We start from the raw sequence: 15,663 nt of genomic DNA, 5'->3' as shown, positions 1-15,663 counted from the left end.
CGGTGCGGACGCCCGCCCCGGCCGGTGGTCCGGCCGACCGCGGCCGACTGTCCGGCCGGCGTGCCCGTACGCCCGTACGCAGCCGGTCCACCGCCTGCGGGCCGGACAGCTCTCGCCGAAGCGGCGCGGGCTTGTGACCGGCTGAGGCGGGACCGCGTCGCCCGGAGCGGCGGAGGCCGGCCGTGGCCCGGGTGCGTGCCCCGCCCGCGGCCGCCCGCCGAAGGCCGCCGGCCGGCGGCCTTCGGCGCGGGAGCCGTGCCGTCGGCGCGGAGGTCAGGGGGTGTGCTGGGCGCCGACCGCCGTGTGCCCGTCGGCGGTCATGTGCCGCGGCGCCGGGTCGAGTCCGGCCCGCAGCGCGTCCCTGAGCCGGGTGAGGCGGTCGATCTCCGCGTCGAGGAGGGCGATGCGCCGCCGTACCACCGTCGTACCGACGACGACCGGTTCACCGGGCGCCGCGGGCTCGCAGCGGCGGGGCTCGCGCGCGGCGAGCAGCGGGAGGCGGTCGGCGATACCGGCCAGGTCCTCGACGGTGAGGCCGAGGCCCAGCAGATGCCGGATGCCGCGCAGGACGGCGAGGTCGTCGGAGGTGTAGTCGCGCTGGCCGGCCCTGGTGCGGCGCGGCGGCGGCAGCAGTCCGCGCTGCTCGTAGAAGCGCAGTGCCCTCGGTGTCGCGCCGACCGCCGCCGCGGCGTCCCCGATCCGCATGGTGCGTACCTCCCGCCCTCGTGGCCCGGCTCGTCAGTCGTGTCCCGGGAGGTCGACGACGACCGTGCCGAAAGTCTGTCCCCGGGTCAGTTCCGGCAACGCCCGCGGTGCCTGTTCCATGCCCTCGAAACGCGTCAGCGGCAGCCGGATCCGGCCGGACCGCAGCCAGCCGTCGAGCCGGCCGGCCCACTCCGCCTCCACGTCGGGGTGGTCGACGCCGGTGTACCCCCGCACGGACACGCCCTTGACCACCAGACGGAAGGTGTCGATCCGCGCCGGTGCCGTGGCGCCGGAGCCCCGCGCGTCGAGCTGCCCGGACAGCGCGCCCACCAGCGCGAACCGCGCGCCCTGCCGGGCGGCGTCCACGGCCGCGGCGAGCTGGACGCCGCCGACGTTGTCGAGGAGGACGTCGATGCCGTCCGGCGCGGCCTCGGCGAGCTGCGCGGAGAACGCGCGGTGGGCGTCGTCGTCCGTGCCGTCCCGCCGTTCGCGCCACGATCCGCCGGTCAGCACGGTGTCGTAGCCCAGTTCGGAGATGAGGCGTTCGGCCTTGTGCGGGGAGCCGGTGGTGCCGACGACCCGGGAGGCGCCGAGCAGCCGGGCGATCTGGCCGGCCAGGGAACCCACCCCGCCCGCGGCCCCGGTGACCAGGACGACGTCCCCCTCGCGTACGCCCGCGAGCCGGGTCAGCGCCCCGTAGGCGGCGGAGCCGGAGGTGAGACGGGCGGCGGGCTCGGGCAGGGCGGGGCCGACCGGGGCGCACCCGTCCACGGGTACGAGGGCGTACTCGCGCCAGCCGAGCGGGTGCGTCACCAGATCGCCGGGGCGCAGCGGGCTGCCGGGCGGCGCGGCGACGACCTCGCCCACGGCCGGACCGAACAGCGTGTCCCCGGGGCGCAGTCCCGGCACGGGCGTGTCCACGGCCGCGCCGCCGATCAGGGTGCGCAGGCCGCCGAAGACCTGGAAGTGCCGGTTGCGGACCAGGACCTGGCCGGGCGCCGGGGCGGGCAGTGCCGTCTCGACGACGGTGAAGTGCGCCGGTTCGGGCAGCCCCTCGGGTACGGCGGCGAGCCGCACTTCGCGGCTGGTGCGGGGCAGAACCGTGGTCATGGGCGGCCTCCTGGGCGGGCACGACGGGCGGGACCGGGGGCGGCGCGCGCACCGGCCGCGGCCGGACGCGCGGCCGCGGACCGGGCGGTCGCGTGCCCGCCGGACGGTGCGCCGACGCTAATCCCTGACCTTTGCGTCAGGGGCAAGCCCGGACTCCGCCGGGCGCGCCGGTGCGCCGGTCCGCCGCCGGGCACCGGCCGCCATGCCGCCGGGCGGCGCTCAGCGCGGTGACGGACGGTCCGACGCGGCGGGACCCTCGACACGGGCGAGCCAGGCGGTCAGGAGGGTTTCGAGAGCCGATGCCTCGTCGGGGCGCAGGGCGCTCAGCAGCCGGTGCTCGTTGTGGATGTGGTCGGTGAAGGCACGGTCGAACAGGTCCCGTCCGGCGGCGGTCAGCGCGACCACACGGCCCCGGCCGTCGTCCGTGGCGCGACGCCGGGTGACCAGTCCCGCCCGCTCCAGCCGGTCGATCCTCTTCGTCATGGCGCCGGTGGTGACCATGGTGTGGGCCGCCAGCTCGCCCGGCGCCCGCTCATAGGGCTCACCGGCCCGGCGCAGCGCCGCCAGCACGTCGAACTCGCCCTCGCCGAGGCCGTACCGGCGGTAGACGACGCACAGTTCCTGCGTCAGCAGTGCGGCCAGCCGGTGGAGCCGGCCGATGACGGCCTGCGGAGCGACGTCGAGGTCGGGCCGCTCGCGCCGCCAGGCGGCTTGGATCCGAGCGACGTGGTCCGGGGCCGGGGCGCCCTCCGCACGAGCTTCCCCGTCCTCCGCCGCACCGCCCGGCACACGCCTGTCCTCGGGCCCCTTCGAGAGATCTTCCACGGAAGCCACTATAAAGTAACTTCCCAGGAAGCTATATTGCTTCCGTGGAAGCTTCTTTTCGCTGGGTCTGTGCGACCGCCGTGGCGCCGGTCGCCTGGGGAGCCAACTACTACGTCACCCGCGCGTTCCTGCCCGCCGACCACCCGCTCTGGGGTGCCGCGCTGCGCGCGCTGCCCGCCGGTGTTCTGCTGCTCGCCGTCGCGCGGGAACGCCCGCGGGGTGTGTGGTGGTGGCGGTCCGCCGTGCTGGGGGTGCTGAACACGAGCGCCTTCTTCGTCCTCGTGTACGTCGCCTCGCAGTTGCTGGCCACGAGCACCGCCTCCATGGTCATGGCGCTGTCGCCGGTGGTGCTGACGCTGGGCGCGTGGGCCCTGCTGGGCGAGCGGCCCCGCGTGACGCACCTGGTCGCGGCGGGGGTCGGGCTGGCGGGTGTCGTGCTGATGCTCGGCGGTCCCGGCGGGCAGGTGAGGCCGGCCGGTGTGGCCGCCTCCGTGGCGGCCATGCTGGTCTCCGCGGCCGGGTTCCTGCTGAGCAAGCGGTGGGACACCGGTCCCGGCGTGCCTGCCGTCACGGCCTGGCAGCTCACCGTCGGTGGCGTGATCCTCCTGGCTGCCGCCGGTGCGGTGGAGGGGCCGCCTCCCGTGGTCGACGGCGCCGCGGTGGCGGCTTTCGCCTACACCTCGGTGGTGGCGACCGCCCTCGCCTTCCTCGCCTGGTTCGCCGGCCTGCGCCGGCTCCCGGCCGGCACCGTGGGTCTGATCGGTCTGCTCAACCCGGTCACCGGTGTCCTGCTCGGCACCACCCTGGCCGCCGAGGGCCTGAGCTTCACGCAGGTGGCCGGGATGGGGCTGGTCGTCGCCGCGGTCGTGGGAGGCCGACGTACCGCGGCCGACGGGCCGCCGTCCGGGGAACCGTCCGACGGTGGCCCGTCGGCCGGGGAATCGTGCGAGGAAGGCCCGCCGTCCGGGGGCCCGTCCGGCGGTGGCCCGTCGTCCGAGGGATCGTGCGACGGGGGGCCGCCCGTGGGCAGCACCACCACGGCGTCCCGCCCCGCAGCGCGGGACATTCCCTCGGCCGGCCCCGGCGGCTGAGCGAGTGTCACGCGCTGCCTGTACCCGCGCCCGCCGACGGACGGACGAACGATCCCGACGCCACTGACGTCATCTCGGTGTCTGCGCGAGGTGGTTCGCCGGCTCCCGGTGCGGCGACGGCAGTGCCGTGATGTCTCCGCAGATCCAGCGCACGCGCTCGCTGCCGGGTTCGGCCCGGGAGCCGGTGCTCCGTGCCCGCGGTGCACGACGGTGCACGACGGTGCCCGCCGTCCGGCCGTGCTGTCCGGTCCGGCCGTGCTGTCCGGCCGTGCCGCCCGGCCTCGCCATCCGACCTCTCCGCTCCGCGCAACCGCTCGCGGCCGCCCTTGTCCGGGGAAGCGGTTCGCCCATCCCGCTGTCGGCCGGACCCTCCGAGGGAAACAATGTTCCGCGTCCACTCGGGGTCCCCGCGGAAGGCGGCGTGATGGTGTCGGCTGTTCTCGTCTGTGTCGGAGTCGTGCAACTCGGCCTGGTCCTGGCCGCGATCGCGTCGGGCGGGGCCGCCGGACGCTGGACCGGCGCGCTGGGCTGCGCCCTCGCCTACGACTCCCTCGTGGTGGGGCTGGGGGCGGCGGTGGGGGAGGGCGCCCTGCTCGAAGGGCTCAACGAGGTCCGCTTCGTCGCGCACGCCCTCCTCACCCCCCTGGCCGTCGTCTGCGGAGCCCTGCTGGCGGGCGCCGGACCTCGGGCGAGGGCGGCGGCCTGGGCGGCGGCCCTGGCGTTGGCCGCCGTGGGCGCGGCCACCAGCCTGCCGGGGCTCGACCTGGAGCCGCGGCGCTGGGCCGGCACCCTGCGGTACGTGGAAGCGGGCGGCCACGGCGCCCCGGTGGCGGCCGTGCTCGCCATGCTGGTCCTGCTCGGCGTCGGAGCGGCCGTCTGGGTGCGGCGCTCCGTGCCGTGGATCGCGCTCGGTGCCCTCGCCGTCTTCGCGGCCTCCGCGCTCGCCGTCTTCGCGCCGCCGCTCGGCAACCTCGGCGAGGCGCTGATGCTCGCGGGGATGGTCGCCGCCCTGCGGGACGCCCGGACGCGCCGGGCGGCCCCGCCGGCCGTGCCGCAGGCGCCGCCGCGGGCCGGGTGACGGTCGTGGTGCCGCCGTGGGTCGGGTGACGGCCGTCTTGCCAGAGGGTCGCTTTTCTGCTGTCTTAGGGAAACGCTGTTTCCCTCACCGTAGCCGAGAAGGTGGTCCCCGTGTTCCGCAGGCTCGTACGGCCGGTGCTCGCACTGCTGTTGTCCTCGTCGGCCTTCCTGGTCACGGCACCTGCCGCCGCCGCTCCGGCCGCGGCGGCGGACCCCTCCCAGGCCGGCCCCCACGCCGTGGCCCACACCGACGTCACCGTCACGGCCTCGGGCCGCTCCTTCAGCGCCCGCGTCTGGTACCCCGGCACCACGAGCGGCGCCGACGCCCCCGTGGTGGCGGGAGCCCACCCCGGACTCGCCTTCGGCCACGGCTTCCTCCAGGACGTCTCCCAGTACGCGAGTCTGCTCGGCCACTACGCCTCCTGGGGGTTCGTCACCGTCGCCCCCAAGTCCCAGGGCGGTCTCCTGCCCAGCCACTCCTCCTTCGCCGACGACCTCAACGCCGCGCTCACCTGGCTCACGGTCCAGAACGGCACCTCCGGATCGCGCTTCGCCGGGGCCGTGGACACGGCCCGTCTCGGCGTCGCCGGCCACTCCATGGGCGGAGGCGCCGCCCTGCTGGCGGCCTCCCGCAACACCGCCGTGAAGAGCGTCTCCACGACGGCGGCGGCGGAGACCAACCCGTCCGCCGTCACCGCCTCCGCCGCGCTCGCCGTCCCCGCCCAGTACGTCGGCGGCGGCTCGGACTCCATCGCCCCGGTCGCCGGCAACCAGCAGAAGATGTACGACGCCAAGCCCGCGCCCGCCCAACTGCGCGTCATCACGGGCGGTTTCCACTGCGGCTTCGTCGACGCGTGGGCGCTCGGCTGCGACAGCGGCTCCCTGACCCGCGCCGCCCAGCAGAACCTCACGAGGGGCGTCACCGCCGCCTACCTCCTGTACACCCTCGGCGGTGACACCTCGATGTACGACCAGGTGTGGGGCTCCACCGCCCAGAACCTGGCCGGGGTCGTGTACTCCGCCAAGCCCTGACCGCCGCACCGCCGCACTGCCGCACCGCCGCACTGCCGCACCGCCGCACTGCCGCACCCCCGCACTGCCGCACCCCCGCACTGCCGCACCCCCGCACTGCCGCGCCGCCGTAACCGCCGCACCGCCGCAGGGCCGTACGGACGTCCTGGACCCGACCCCCCGTGAGGAGACGCCGTGCCCGCAGGCGACGAGGCCGCTGAGGCCGGAAGGACCGAGCCGGGGAGCGCGGCCCCCTCCGGGGCAGGCCCGGACACACGTGAGTTCGTGGTGTTCCCCGGGCGTCCGGCGGTACGGGTCCGCCGGGGGGACCCGGCCCCCTTCGGGTGGTGGCCCGCCGTGTGTGTCGCGCTGGTGGCCGCGATCGACCGGATCGAGTACAACCTCCTGGCCGGTGCCCTGCCGGCGGTCCAGGAGGAGTTCGGGTTCGGTGACGCGGCCGCCGGCGCCATCGCCACGGCCGGTTCGATCGCCGCCGTGGTGCTGCTCCTGCCGGCCGGGAGGCTGGCCGACCGGGCCCGCCGTACCTGGACCGTCTCCGCCGTCGTCGCGGTGTGGGCCCTGCTGACGGTGGGCACCGGGCTCGCCGGGAGCTACGCGACGCTGTTCGCCGTCCGGGTGCTGCTCGGCTCCGCCGGCCAGCTGTACAACCCGCCCGCGTCGAGCCTCCTGGCCGACTTCCATCCGGGATCCGGCCGGGGCAGGGCCTTCGGGTTCGAACGCATGGCCTACTTCGGCGGGCTGCCGATCGGGGTCGTCGCCGGTGGCGCCCTGGCCGAACACGCCGGCTGGCGCACCGGGTTCTTCCTGGTCGCCCTCCCCGGCGCGGCCGTCGCCCTCCTGGTGCTGACCCTGCGCGAACCCCTGCGCGGCACGGGCGACCGGCTCACCCTCTGGTACCGGAGCGGGGACGGCCCGCCCGTGCCCGCGGCGCCGGCGCACCCGCGCGGCGCGCCCCGCCCCGCGGAGCCCGGCACCCCCCTGCGGCGGCAGGTCGCGGAACTCCTCGCGATCCCCACCCTCCGCTCGGTCGTCACCGGACTCGCCATCGTCTTCTTCGGCCTGGGAGGCCTCTTCTACTGGATGCCCTCCTTCTACGGCCGGAGGTTCGGCCTGGGCGAGGCCGACGCGGCGGCGGTGGCCGGCGGGGCCGGACTCGTCGGCATCGTGGCGGGCATCCTGCTCGGCAGCCGCCTCGGCGACCGCCACCACGGCTCCCGCCCCGGCCGGCGCGTCGCCGTCGGCGGCGCCGGGCTCACCCTGGGCACCTGCGCGCTCACGGGTGCCATCGGCCTTCCGTTCCTCGTGCCGCAGGTCGTCTGCTTCACCCTGGCCAACGTCGGGTTCGCCATGGCGCTGGCCAACCTGACGGCCGCCAACGCCGACGTCGTGGCCGCCCGGCACCGGGGCCTGGGCTTCGCGGTTCTGCAGATGCTGGTCACGCTCGGCGGATCGCTGGGCCCCTGGCTCATCGGCGTCGTGTCCGACGCGACCGGCTCCCTCGGCGCCGCGTTCACGGCGGTGCTCGCGCCGCTCGCGGTCGGCTGTGCCGTCGTCCTGCGCGCACGGGCGACGTACGAGGCCGATGCGGCCGCCGCCCTCGCCCGGTCCGGGGAGGACGGCGCCTGACGCCGCGCACGGCCGCCGGGCCGCCCCGGGCGCGGCACCGGCCCCTGTCGTGGAACCGGCCCCTGTCGTGGAACCGCCGTCGCCCCCGCTCGTCCCGCACCACCGCCATCCCCTCCGGTTGTTTCGTTCAGGGAAACGAAGTTGACACTGGCGGAACGACGGAGGTACACAGGAGGAGTTGATCCGCACTCCGCCGGGTCCGTGGGAAGGACGCGTCATGCCCGATGCACCACCCCTGCCCGCCGCGGTCCGGCGGATCCTGGCCGGAGAGGCCGCCGTCACCATGGCGACCGGGGTGCGGGAGCGCGCCGTCGACGCCGCCGGCCGCGTCGCCGTGGTGGACGGCGGGCGCACCCTGACCTTCGCCGCCCTGCACGCGCGGTCGAACCGGCTGGCGCAGGCCCTGCTGGGGGCGGGGCTGGCGCCGGGCGACCCGGTGGCGGTCCTGCTGGGCAACCGGCTGGAGTATCCCGAGGTGGCAGCGGCCCTGGCCAAGGCCGGGCTGCCGATGGTGCCGCTGGGCCTGCGCCAGACCGCGCCCGAGATCGCCTGGATCGTCGGGCACAGCGGCGCGCGGGCCCTGGTCGTCCAGGACGAACGGGCGGAGGAGGCCGTCGCCGCCGTCGGCGCGAGTGCCGACCGCATCGCGGTCGTGCTCACCGTCGGGGGACCCGGACCGGGGACGGGCTACGAGCGGGCGGTCGAGACCGCGCCCGACCGCGACCCCCGGGTGCCCGTCACCGGTGACGACGTCTTCTGCGTCCAGTACACCTCCGGTACCACCGGCCGCCCCAAGGGCGCCCTGCTCACCCATGGCGGCCGGGCGCTGACCGCCCTGCTGTCCGCGCACGAATGGGGCCTCGGCGCGGGCCGGACGAGCATCGCCGTCGCCCCCATGAGCCACGGCGCGGGCTTCCTGTTCGGCTTCGCCCCCGTCCTGACCGGCGGCACCGTCGTGATGCTGCCGCGCTGGGAGCCGGCCCGGCTGCTGGAGCTCGCCCAGGAGCACCGCGCCCAGTCCGTGTTCCTGGTCCCCACCCACGCCCAGACCATCCGCGCCCTCGGGGAGGAGACGCCCTCCCGCTACCGGCTGCCCGCGCTGGACACCCTCTACTTCAACGCGGCCGCCCTGCCGGTCCCGTTGAAGGAGTGGGTGCTGGACGCGTTCCCGCGCTGCGGTGTCCACGAGCTGTACGGCTCCACCGAGGGCGGCGTCGTCACCGACCTGCGCCCGCGCGACGCCCGGCGCAAGGCCGGCTCGGTCGGCCCCGCCTGGTACCTGACCGAGGTGCGCGTCGTCGACGACGACGGACGGCCCGTGCCGCCCGGCGAACCCGGCGAACTGTTCAGCCGCTCGCCGTTCCTGATGGCGGGCTACCTGGACGATCCCGACGCCTCCGCCGCCTGCCGGGCCCCCGACGGAGCCCTCTCCGTGGGCGACGTGGCCACCATCGACGACGAGGGGTACGTGACGATCGTCGACCGCAAGAAGGACGTGATCGTCTCCGGGGGGCTCAACGTCTACCCCCGCGAGGTCGAGGAGGCCGTCCTCGCCCATCCCGCCGCGGCGGAGTGCGCGGTGGCGGGCACCCCGGACCCCGTCTGGGGGGAACGGGTCACCGCCTTCGTGGTCTGGGCCCCGCACGGCACCCCGCCGGACCTGGAGGAGCTCGTCGGCTTCCTGCGCCCCCGGCTGGCCCCCTACAAACTGCCGCGCCGCCTGGAGACCGTGGGCGCCCTGCCCCGCAACGCCGCGGGCAAGGTCCTCCGGCGCGAGCTGCGCGACGCGGCCGGCCCCGAGCCGGCCCGGTAGATCCCCGTACGGCAAGACGACCGAAAGGCGGCGGTGCGGTGCGCCCCCATGTGGAACTGATCCACGAGGACGACTACGTCTGGCATCCGGCAGAACTCCCCGGCGGCACCGGAGAGGTCCGCGAGCGCCGGCTGAGCACGGACGAGGAGGACGGCTCCAGTGCGCTCTCCCTGGAGTTCGACACGGACTGGACGCGCGGCGGCGGAGTCCCCTCCGCCGACACCGAGTTCTTCGTGCTCTCCGGACAACTGACCTACGGCACAGAGGTGCTGGGCCCCGGCGGCTATGTGCAGGTCCCCGCCGGAGTGCCCATGGACGCCGTCGCCGTCGCCGCCGGCAGCCGGATCCTGCACTGGCGCGAGTACGGTCCCTCCGACTTCCTCCTGGGCGGGGAGCGCGCTCCCGACGCCGAGGGCGAGGTGACCGTGCGGGACTCCGAAGCGCTGGAGTGGACGGCCGCGCCCACCGTGGGCCCCCTCACCCCGCTGTTCATCAAGCTCCTGCACCGCGACGAGAAGACCGGCTTCTACACCCGGCTGATCCTCGCCCCCAAGGGGTGGACCGATCACCGGCTGGCCCACCACCCCTGCTACGAGGAGTTCTACACACTCAGCGGGCGCATGACCTACAACTTCGGGGACATCGACCCGGGCACGTACTGCTTCCGTCCGCCGTTCGTGAAGCACGGGCACTTCGTCGCCGAGGAGGACACCACCTGGATCATCCGCTCGGACGGCGAGCTCATCAACTGGTACACCACCGACGAGTGGATCAACTGGGGAGGAGAGGCGGAGAACTACGAACCGCACCAGGCCCCCCAGCCGTCCACCATGCCGCTGCGCTCCCGCTCGCGCGGGGCGTGGAGCCGTGACGGCATGTGAGCGGCCCGGCGGCGGACGGCCGCGCGACCTGCGCCCGGTCCCGTCCGGTGCGCCCGTCCGGCCCGTCCGGCGGGCCGGCGGGCTCAGCGGAACAGGCGCTGACCCTGCGGAGGGCCGGTCACCTCGCCGTCGCGGTAGACGACCTGTCCGCGCAGGACCGTGGCCCGCGGCCACCCCCGGACCGTGCGGCCGGTGAACGGGCAGTGGTCCTGGCCCGACAGCAGCAGCTCCGGGGTCACCGTGCGCTCCAGGTCCAGGTCCACCACGACCAGGTCGGCGTCGTGCCCGACCATCAACGAGCCCTTGCGGCCCGCCAGCCCGTACGCGGCGGCCGGGTTCGCCGACGCCAGCTCGGCGATCCGCCGCAGCGGCAGCCCGCGCCGGTGGTACCCCTCGGACAGCAGCAGCGGATACAGCAGCGCCGTACCGCCGAACCCCGGCAGCGCCGGCCACAGGGCGTCGCCCTTGCTCTCCTCCATGCAGCAGGCGTGGTCCGAGGCGACCCAGTCGACCGTGCCGTCGAGGACGCCCGCCCACAGGGCCTCGTTGTCGGCGGCCGTGCGGATCGGCGGGTTCACCTTGGCGCCGAGCCCCGCGCCGGCCGCGTCCAGGCTGTCGTGGTCCAGGCACAGGTGGTGCAGGGTCACCTCGGCGCGCAGGTCCGCACCGGGCGCCGCGGCGCGCGCGGCGCGGGCCGCGTCCAGGGCCTGCGCGCTCGACAGGTGCAGCAGGTTGACCGGACAGCCGGTGGCGTGCGCCAGCGTGGCCGCCTCGCCGATGGCGACCCGCTCGGTCAGCGGCGGCCGCGCCTCGCTGTAGGCGCGCAGTGTCTGCGGGTCGCCCGCCGCCCGTACCCGGTCGATGAACAGCCGCATCAGCTCCGCCTGTTCGCAGTGCAGGGAGAGGGACACCCGCCCGTCGGGACGGGTCGCGTCCGCCGCCGCGACCGCCTCCATCAACTGGTAGAGATGGCCGAGGTCGTACTCCTCACCCTCGGCGGTCATCCGGAAGCCGCGCGCGTCACGGGAGTCCGCCGCGAGGTTGAATCCCTTGTAGAACATGTAGAACTTGAACGAGCTCACCCCGGCGTCCGCGACCAGCGCGGGTATCTCCCCGATCTGCGCGGAGTCCATGGGGGCCAGATGGAAGCCGTAGTCGGTGTGGGCGCGGCCCTCCACCGCCTTCAGCACCTCGGGCAGGATCCGGGCGTACGGTCCCGTCCGGTCGAGGTAGTGCTGCCCGGTGCGGAAGTACGACAGGACGCTGGTGACGCCCCCGACCAGGCAGGAGCGCGTCTCCTCGGCGGCGTCCACGCCGAGCGGCCGGTAGATGCCGAGGTGCAGGTGGGCGTCGACGGCCCCCGGGAGCACCGCCAGGCCCGAGGCGTCGAGTACCTCGTCCGCGTCCGAGGCCGGCAGGTCGTCGCCGAGGGCGGCCACCACCCCGTCCCGGACGGCCAGGTCGGCGCGGATCTCACCGGTCCAGGGCTGGACCAGCGTGCCGTTCTTCACGAGCAGGTCGTAGCGTGCCATTCCCGGCTACCGCCTTCCGGTCCGCGTCCCCCCACGAGGAAACGTCGTTTCTCTTTCACGTCGGCGTGCCGCATGCTAGCTTTTGGTAACACTGTTCCACAAGGAGAAACGAGCTGGACTGAAGGGGGTGAACCGCTTGCCGTCCCACGTCCCCGCCGACCGCACCGAATCCGCCGCCGACCCCGCCGGCCCGGCCGGTGCCGCCGGCCCGACCGGTGCCGGCCCCCTCGCCGGCCTCACCGTGCTCGACTGCGCCACCCTCTTCGCGGGCCCCCTCGCCGCCACCGTCCTCGGCGACTACGGCGCCGACGTCATCAAGATCGAACACCCCCGGCGCCCCGACCCCGCCCGCACCCACGGACCGTCCCGCGACGGCGCCGGCCTGTGGTGGAAGATGCTCGGCCGCAACAAGCACACCGTCACCCTCGACCTCTCCCGTCCCGCCGGCGCCCGGCTGCTGCTGCGCCTCGCCGCCCACGCGGACGTGCTCATCGAGAACTTCCGCCCCGGCACCCTGGAGCGCTGGGGCCTCGCCCCCGACCGGCTGCACGAGGCGAACCCGGGCCTGGTGATCGCCCGGATCACCGGCTTCGGCCAGTTCGGACCGTACGCGCACCGGCCCGGATTCGGCACCCTCGCCGAGTCGATGAGCGGATTCGCCGCCGCCACCGGACAGCCCGACGGGCCGCCCACCCTGCCGCCCTTCGGCCTCGCCGACGGCGTCGCCGCCCTGGTCGCCGCCTCCGCCGTGCAGACCGCGCTGCTGCACCGCCTCACCCACGGCGGCCGCGGACAGGTCGTCGACCTCGCCATCGTCGAACCGCTGCTCACCCTGCTCGGCCCGCAGGCCACCGCCTACGACCAGCTCGGCACCGTCCCGGCACGCCTCGGCAACCGCTCCGCCAACAACGCCCCGCGCAACACCTACCGCACCCGCGACGGCCGCTGGGTGGCCGTCTCCACCTCCGCGCAGTCCGTCGCCGAGCGCGTGCTGCGCCTGGTCGGCCACCCCGAGGTGACCGAGGAGCCCTGGTTCGCCGGCGGCTCGGGGCGTGCCGCCCACGCCGACCTCCTCGACGGCCACGTCGGACGGTGGATCGCCGCCCGCGACCTGGACGAGGTGCTCACCGCGTTCACCGACGCCGACGCCGCCATCTGCCCCGTCTACGACATCCGGGACGTCTTCGCCGACCCCCAGTACCGGGCGCTGGACTCCATCACCACCGTGCAGGACCCCGAACTCGGACCGCTGCGCATGCAGAACGTCCTCTACCGGCTCTCCGCCACCCCCGGCGCCATCCGCTGGACCGGCCGCCCGCACGGCGCCGACACCGCGGCCGTCTACGGCGAGCGTCTCGGCCTCACCCCCGGGGAACTCGAGGCCCTCGCCGAGGACGGGATCGTCTGACGGCCCCCGCGCGGGGCGCCGGCCGGACGGCACCCCGCCGACGTCCGAGGAAGGAACCCCATGACCGGCGTCCCCGGCGTCCGCCCCGCGGCGCCCCCTTACTGGCAGGCGCTCGCCGCCTCCCGCGTCCTCGACCTCGCCCAGCCGATGCGGCGGGGCATGCCCCAGTCGCCCAACCACCCGCCCTACCGCATGCTGCTGGAGCGCCGCCACGGCGACCTGGTGCGCGCGGACGGCGGCTCGGCCGCGAACGAGATCGTCATCACCGGCGGGCACGTCGGCACCCACGTCGACGCCCTCGCCCACGTCTCCCAGCACGGCCGGCTGCACGGCGGGCTGCCGGCCGCCGACGTGCAGAGCCACGAGGGCTTCGCCCGCCTCGGCATCGAGGAGTTCGCCCCGTACGTCGGCCGCTGCGTCCTGCTGGACGTCGCCCGCCTGCACGGCGTGCCCGTCCTGCCCGCCGGCTACGAGGTCACCGCCGACGACCTGGCCGCCGCCGAACGCGCCGCCGGCGTCACCGTCGCGCCCGGCGAGGCCGTCCTCGTCGGCACCGGCTGGTCCCGCCACTGGGCCGACGCACCCGTCTTCGGCGGGCAGAACGGCGGTGCCCCCGGCCCCGGGACCGGCGCCGCGGACTGGCTGGCCGCCCGCGGCCCCGCCCTCGTCGGTGGCGAGACCATCGCCTTCGAGCACATCGCGCCCGGCCGCGGCCACGCCACCCTGCCGGTGCACCGCACCCTGCTGGTGGAGGCGGGCATCCACATCGTCGAGACCATGCGCCTCGACGCCCTCGCGGCGACCGGCGCCGCCGAATTCCTCCTGGTGCTCGCCCCGCTGCCGTTCGTCGGCGCCACCGGCGCCCCCGCCCGCCCGCTCGCCCTGCTCCCCGAGGAACACGCCGCGTGAACCGGACGACGCCCCCCGGCCCTGCCGCCCCCGCCCCCATCGCCGCCCGCCTCGCCGCCTTCGCCGCCGACTGCCGGCGCGGCGTCCCCGAACCCGTCACCGCCGACGCCACCGGACGCGTCCTCGACTTCCTCGGCAACTGCCTCGCCGCCCTCGGCCCCCACACGGGGGAGAACCCCGGAACGGCCCCCCACCACGCCGCACTGCGCACCGCCCGCCGGGCCGGCGGACGCCCCGAGGCCACCGTCATCGGCAGCGGCAACCGGCTGCCCGCCGACCGGGCCGCCCTCGTCAACGGCACCCTCGCGCACGCCCTCGACTTCGACGACACCCACCTGCCGTCGGTGCTGCACCCCACCGCCGCCGTCCTGCCCGCCGCCCTCGCCGTCGCCGAGGCCCGCGCGTCCGACGGCCCCTCGCTGATCGCCGCGCTCGCGGCCGGCGGCGAGATCTGCGTCCGGCTCGGCATGGCCTCCTACGACCCCGACCTGCGCAACTCCGTCTTCTTCGAACGCGGCCTGCACGCCACCTCGATCTGCGGCACCGTCGGCGCCGCCGTCGCCGCCGCCGTCCTGCTGGACCTGCCCGCGCCGCGCATCGCCGACGCCATCGGCATCGCCTGCTCCATGGGCGCCGGCGTCATCGAGGCCAACCGCACGGGCGGCAGCGTCAAACGCGTGCACTGCGGCTGGGCCGCCCACTGCGGGATCACCGCCGCCCAGCTTGCCGCCGAGGGCGTCACCGGACCGCCCACCGTGATCGAGGGACGCTTCGGCTTCCTGACCGCCCTCCTCGGCGACCGGTGGCAGCCCGGCCCCCTCACCGCCGGCCTCGACACGATGCACGACGCCGCGCACTGGGAGTACCCGCGCACCGTCTACAAGCCGTACCCCTCCAACCACTTCACCCACCCCGGCATCGACTGCGCGCTGGCCCTGCGCGCCCGGGGCCTGGACCCGCGCACCGTCTCCACCGCCGAACTCGGTGTCGCGGCCGCCCCTCGGCGCACCATCGGCGAACCCCGCGAGGAGAAGCACCGCCCGCGCTCGCCCTACCACGCCAAGTTCTCCGGCCCCTACACCGTGGCCGCCGCGCTCCTGGCCGACGAGAGCGCCGGACTCGGCCTGCACCTGGCCGACTTCACGCCCGCCGCGTTCGGCGACCCGCGCCGCCGCGCCCTCGCCGAACGCGTCGAGGTCGTCCCCGACGCGCTCTGCGACGAGGAGTTCCCGCACGCCTTCAGCGCCGTCCTGCGGATCGCCACGCTCGACGGCCGGCGCTGGGAGCACCGGGTCTCCGGCTCCCGCGGCGGCCCCGCGGCACCCCTCACCCTCGACGAACTGGAGACCAAGTACCGGCTGGGCGCCACCCCCGTCCTCGGACCCGACCGCACCACGCTGCTCGCCGCCACGGTCCGCGCCCTGCCGTCGGAGGGACGCGGCGCCGCCCGCCGCCTCCTGGACACCATGGGCCCACCCGCCTGACGCCGTACGCGCACGGCCCCGCGGCCGGGGCGGGCGGTGCCCGCATGCGGTGTGTCGTGCGGTGGTTCGGGCTGTCGGGCGGTGCCCGCATGCGGTGTGTCGTGCGGTGGTTCGGGCTGTCGGGCGGTGCCCGCATGCGGTGTGTCGTGCGGTGGTTCGGGCTGTCGGGC

Annotated in this window: 13 protein-coding genes; 9 read left to right on the top strand and 4 right to left on the bottom strand. The window is 75.8% G+C overall.

Going from position 1 to position 15,663, the window contains the following annotated elements; genetic code table 11:
* Positions 1 to 273: 273 nt before the first annotated feature.
* The 3 genes from ACFV9M_RS14930 to ACFV9M_RS14920 all read right to left on the bottom strand — a co-directional run bounded on the left by ACFV9M_RS14930 (position 274) and on the right by ACFV9M_RS14920 (position 2,604).
* A complete protein-coding gene (locus ACFV9M_RS14930) occupies positions 274 to 705 on the bottom strand; it encodes a MerR family transcriptional regulator (RefSeq protein WP_385069557.1) in 432 nt (143 codons plus the stop codon).
* Between the two features lie 33 nt (positions 706 to 738).
* Complete coding sequence (locus tag ACFV9M_RS14925) at positions 739 to 1,815, bottom strand: MDR family NADP-dependent oxidoreductase (RefSeq protein ID WP_385069559.1); 1,077 nt, start codon at positions 1,813 to 1,815, stop codon at positions 739 to 741.
* A 219-nt stretch (positions 1,816 to 2,034) separates the two neighbouring features.
* Entirely contained in the window at positions 2,035 to 2,604 is a 570-nt protein-coding gene (locus tag ACFV9M_RS14920; RefSeq protein ID WP_385069597.1) for a MarR family winged helix-turn-helix transcriptional regulator, read from the bottom strand.
* Between the two features lie 80 nt (positions 2,605 to 2,684).
* Between ACFV9M_RS14920 and ACFV9M_RS14915 the strand changes: the two genes are divergently transcribed.
* The 6 genes from ACFV9M_RS14915 to ACFV9M_RS14890 all read left to right on the top strand — a co-directional run bounded on the left by ACFV9M_RS14915 (position 2,685) and on the right by ACFV9M_RS14890 (position 10,160).
* Positions 2,685 to 3,731 (top strand): DMT family transporter, encoded by a 1,047-nt coding sequence (locus ACFV9M_RS14915; RefSeq protein WP_385069561.1) that lies wholly within the window; start codon positions 2,685 to 2,687, stop codon positions 3,729 to 3,731.
* Positions 3,732 to 4,155: 424 nt separating this feature from the next.
* Positions 4,156 to 4,809 (top strand): hypothetical protein, encoded by a 654-nt coding sequence (locus ACFV9M_RS14910; protein WP_385069563.1) that lies wholly within the window; start codon positions 4,156 to 4,158, stop codon positions 4,807 to 4,809.
* A 110-nt stretch (positions 4,810 to 4,919) separates the two neighbouring features.
* Positions 4,920 to 5,840, top strand: a complete 921-nt coding sequence (locus ACFV9M_RS14905; protein ID WP_385069565.1) for an alpha/beta hydrolase family protein — start codon at positions 4,920 to 4,922, stop codon at positions 5,838 to 5,840.
* 336 nt (positions 5,841 to 6,176) lie between these two features.
* On the top strand, positions 6,177 to 7,466 hold the full coding sequence (locus ACFV9M_RS14900) for an MFS transporter (protein WP_385069567.1): 1,290 nt from the start codon (positions 6,177 to 6,179) through the stop codon (positions 7,464 to 7,466).
* 217 nt (positions 7,467 to 7,683) lie between these two features.
* Complete coding sequence (locus ACFV9M_RS14895) at positions 7,684 to 9,279, top strand: class I adenylate-forming enzyme family protein (RefSeq protein WP_385069569.1); 1,596 nt, start codon at positions 7,684 to 7,686, stop codon at positions 9,277 to 9,279.
* Positions 9,280 to 9,317: 38 nt separating this feature from the next.
* Positions 9,318 to 10,160, top strand: coding sequence for a DUF4437 domain-containing protein (locus ACFV9M_RS14890; protein ID WP_385069570.1), 843 nt, complete (start codon positions 9,318 to 9,320; stop codon positions 10,158 to 10,160).
* 83 nt (positions 10,161 to 10,243) lie between these two features.
* On the opposite strand, the gene ACFV9M_RS14885 is transcribed toward ACFV9M_RS14890, so the two are convergent.
* Complete coding sequence (locus ACFV9M_RS14885; protein ID WP_385069572.1) at positions 10,244 to 11,692, bottom strand: dihydroorotase family protein; 1,449 nt, start codon at positions 11,690 to 11,692, stop codon at positions 10,244 to 10,246.
* 136 nt (positions 11,693 to 11,828) lie between these two features.
* Between ACFV9M_RS14885 and ACFV9M_RS14880 the strand changes: the two genes are divergently transcribed.
* From ACFV9M_RS14880 to ACFV9M_RS14870, 3 genes are read left to right on the top strand one after another with little or no spacing between them, the layout of a single operon-like run.
* Entirely contained in the window at positions 11,829 to 13,100 is a 1,272-nt protein-coding gene (locus ACFV9M_RS14880; RefSeq protein WP_385069574.1) for a CaiB/BaiF CoA transferase family protein, read from the top strand.
* Positions 13,101 to 13,160: 60 nt separating this feature from the next.
* Entirely contained in the window at positions 13,161 to 14,009 is an 849-nt protein-coding gene (locus tag ACFV9M_RS14875; protein ID WP_385069576.1) for a cyclase family protein, read from the top strand.
* Positions 14,006 to 15,493, top strand: coding sequence for an MmgE/PrpD family protein (locus ACFV9M_RS14870; RefSeq protein WP_385069578.1), 1,488 nt, complete (start codon positions 14,006 to 14,008; stop codon positions 15,491 to 15,493). Before ACFV9M_RS14875 ends, ACFV9M_RS14870 begins: the two co-directional genes overlap by 4 nt.
* Positions 15,494 to 15,663 lie beyond the last annotated feature (170 nt).

This window comes from Streptomyces sp. NPDC059895 (assembly GCF_042731035.1).
Classification (GTDB): domain Bacteria; phylum Actinomycetota; class Actinomycetes; order Streptomycetales; family Streptomycetaceae; genus Streptomyces.
Note: the sequence above shows the minus strand (reverse complement) of the source record. Positions and strands in the feature narration are given on the sequence as shown.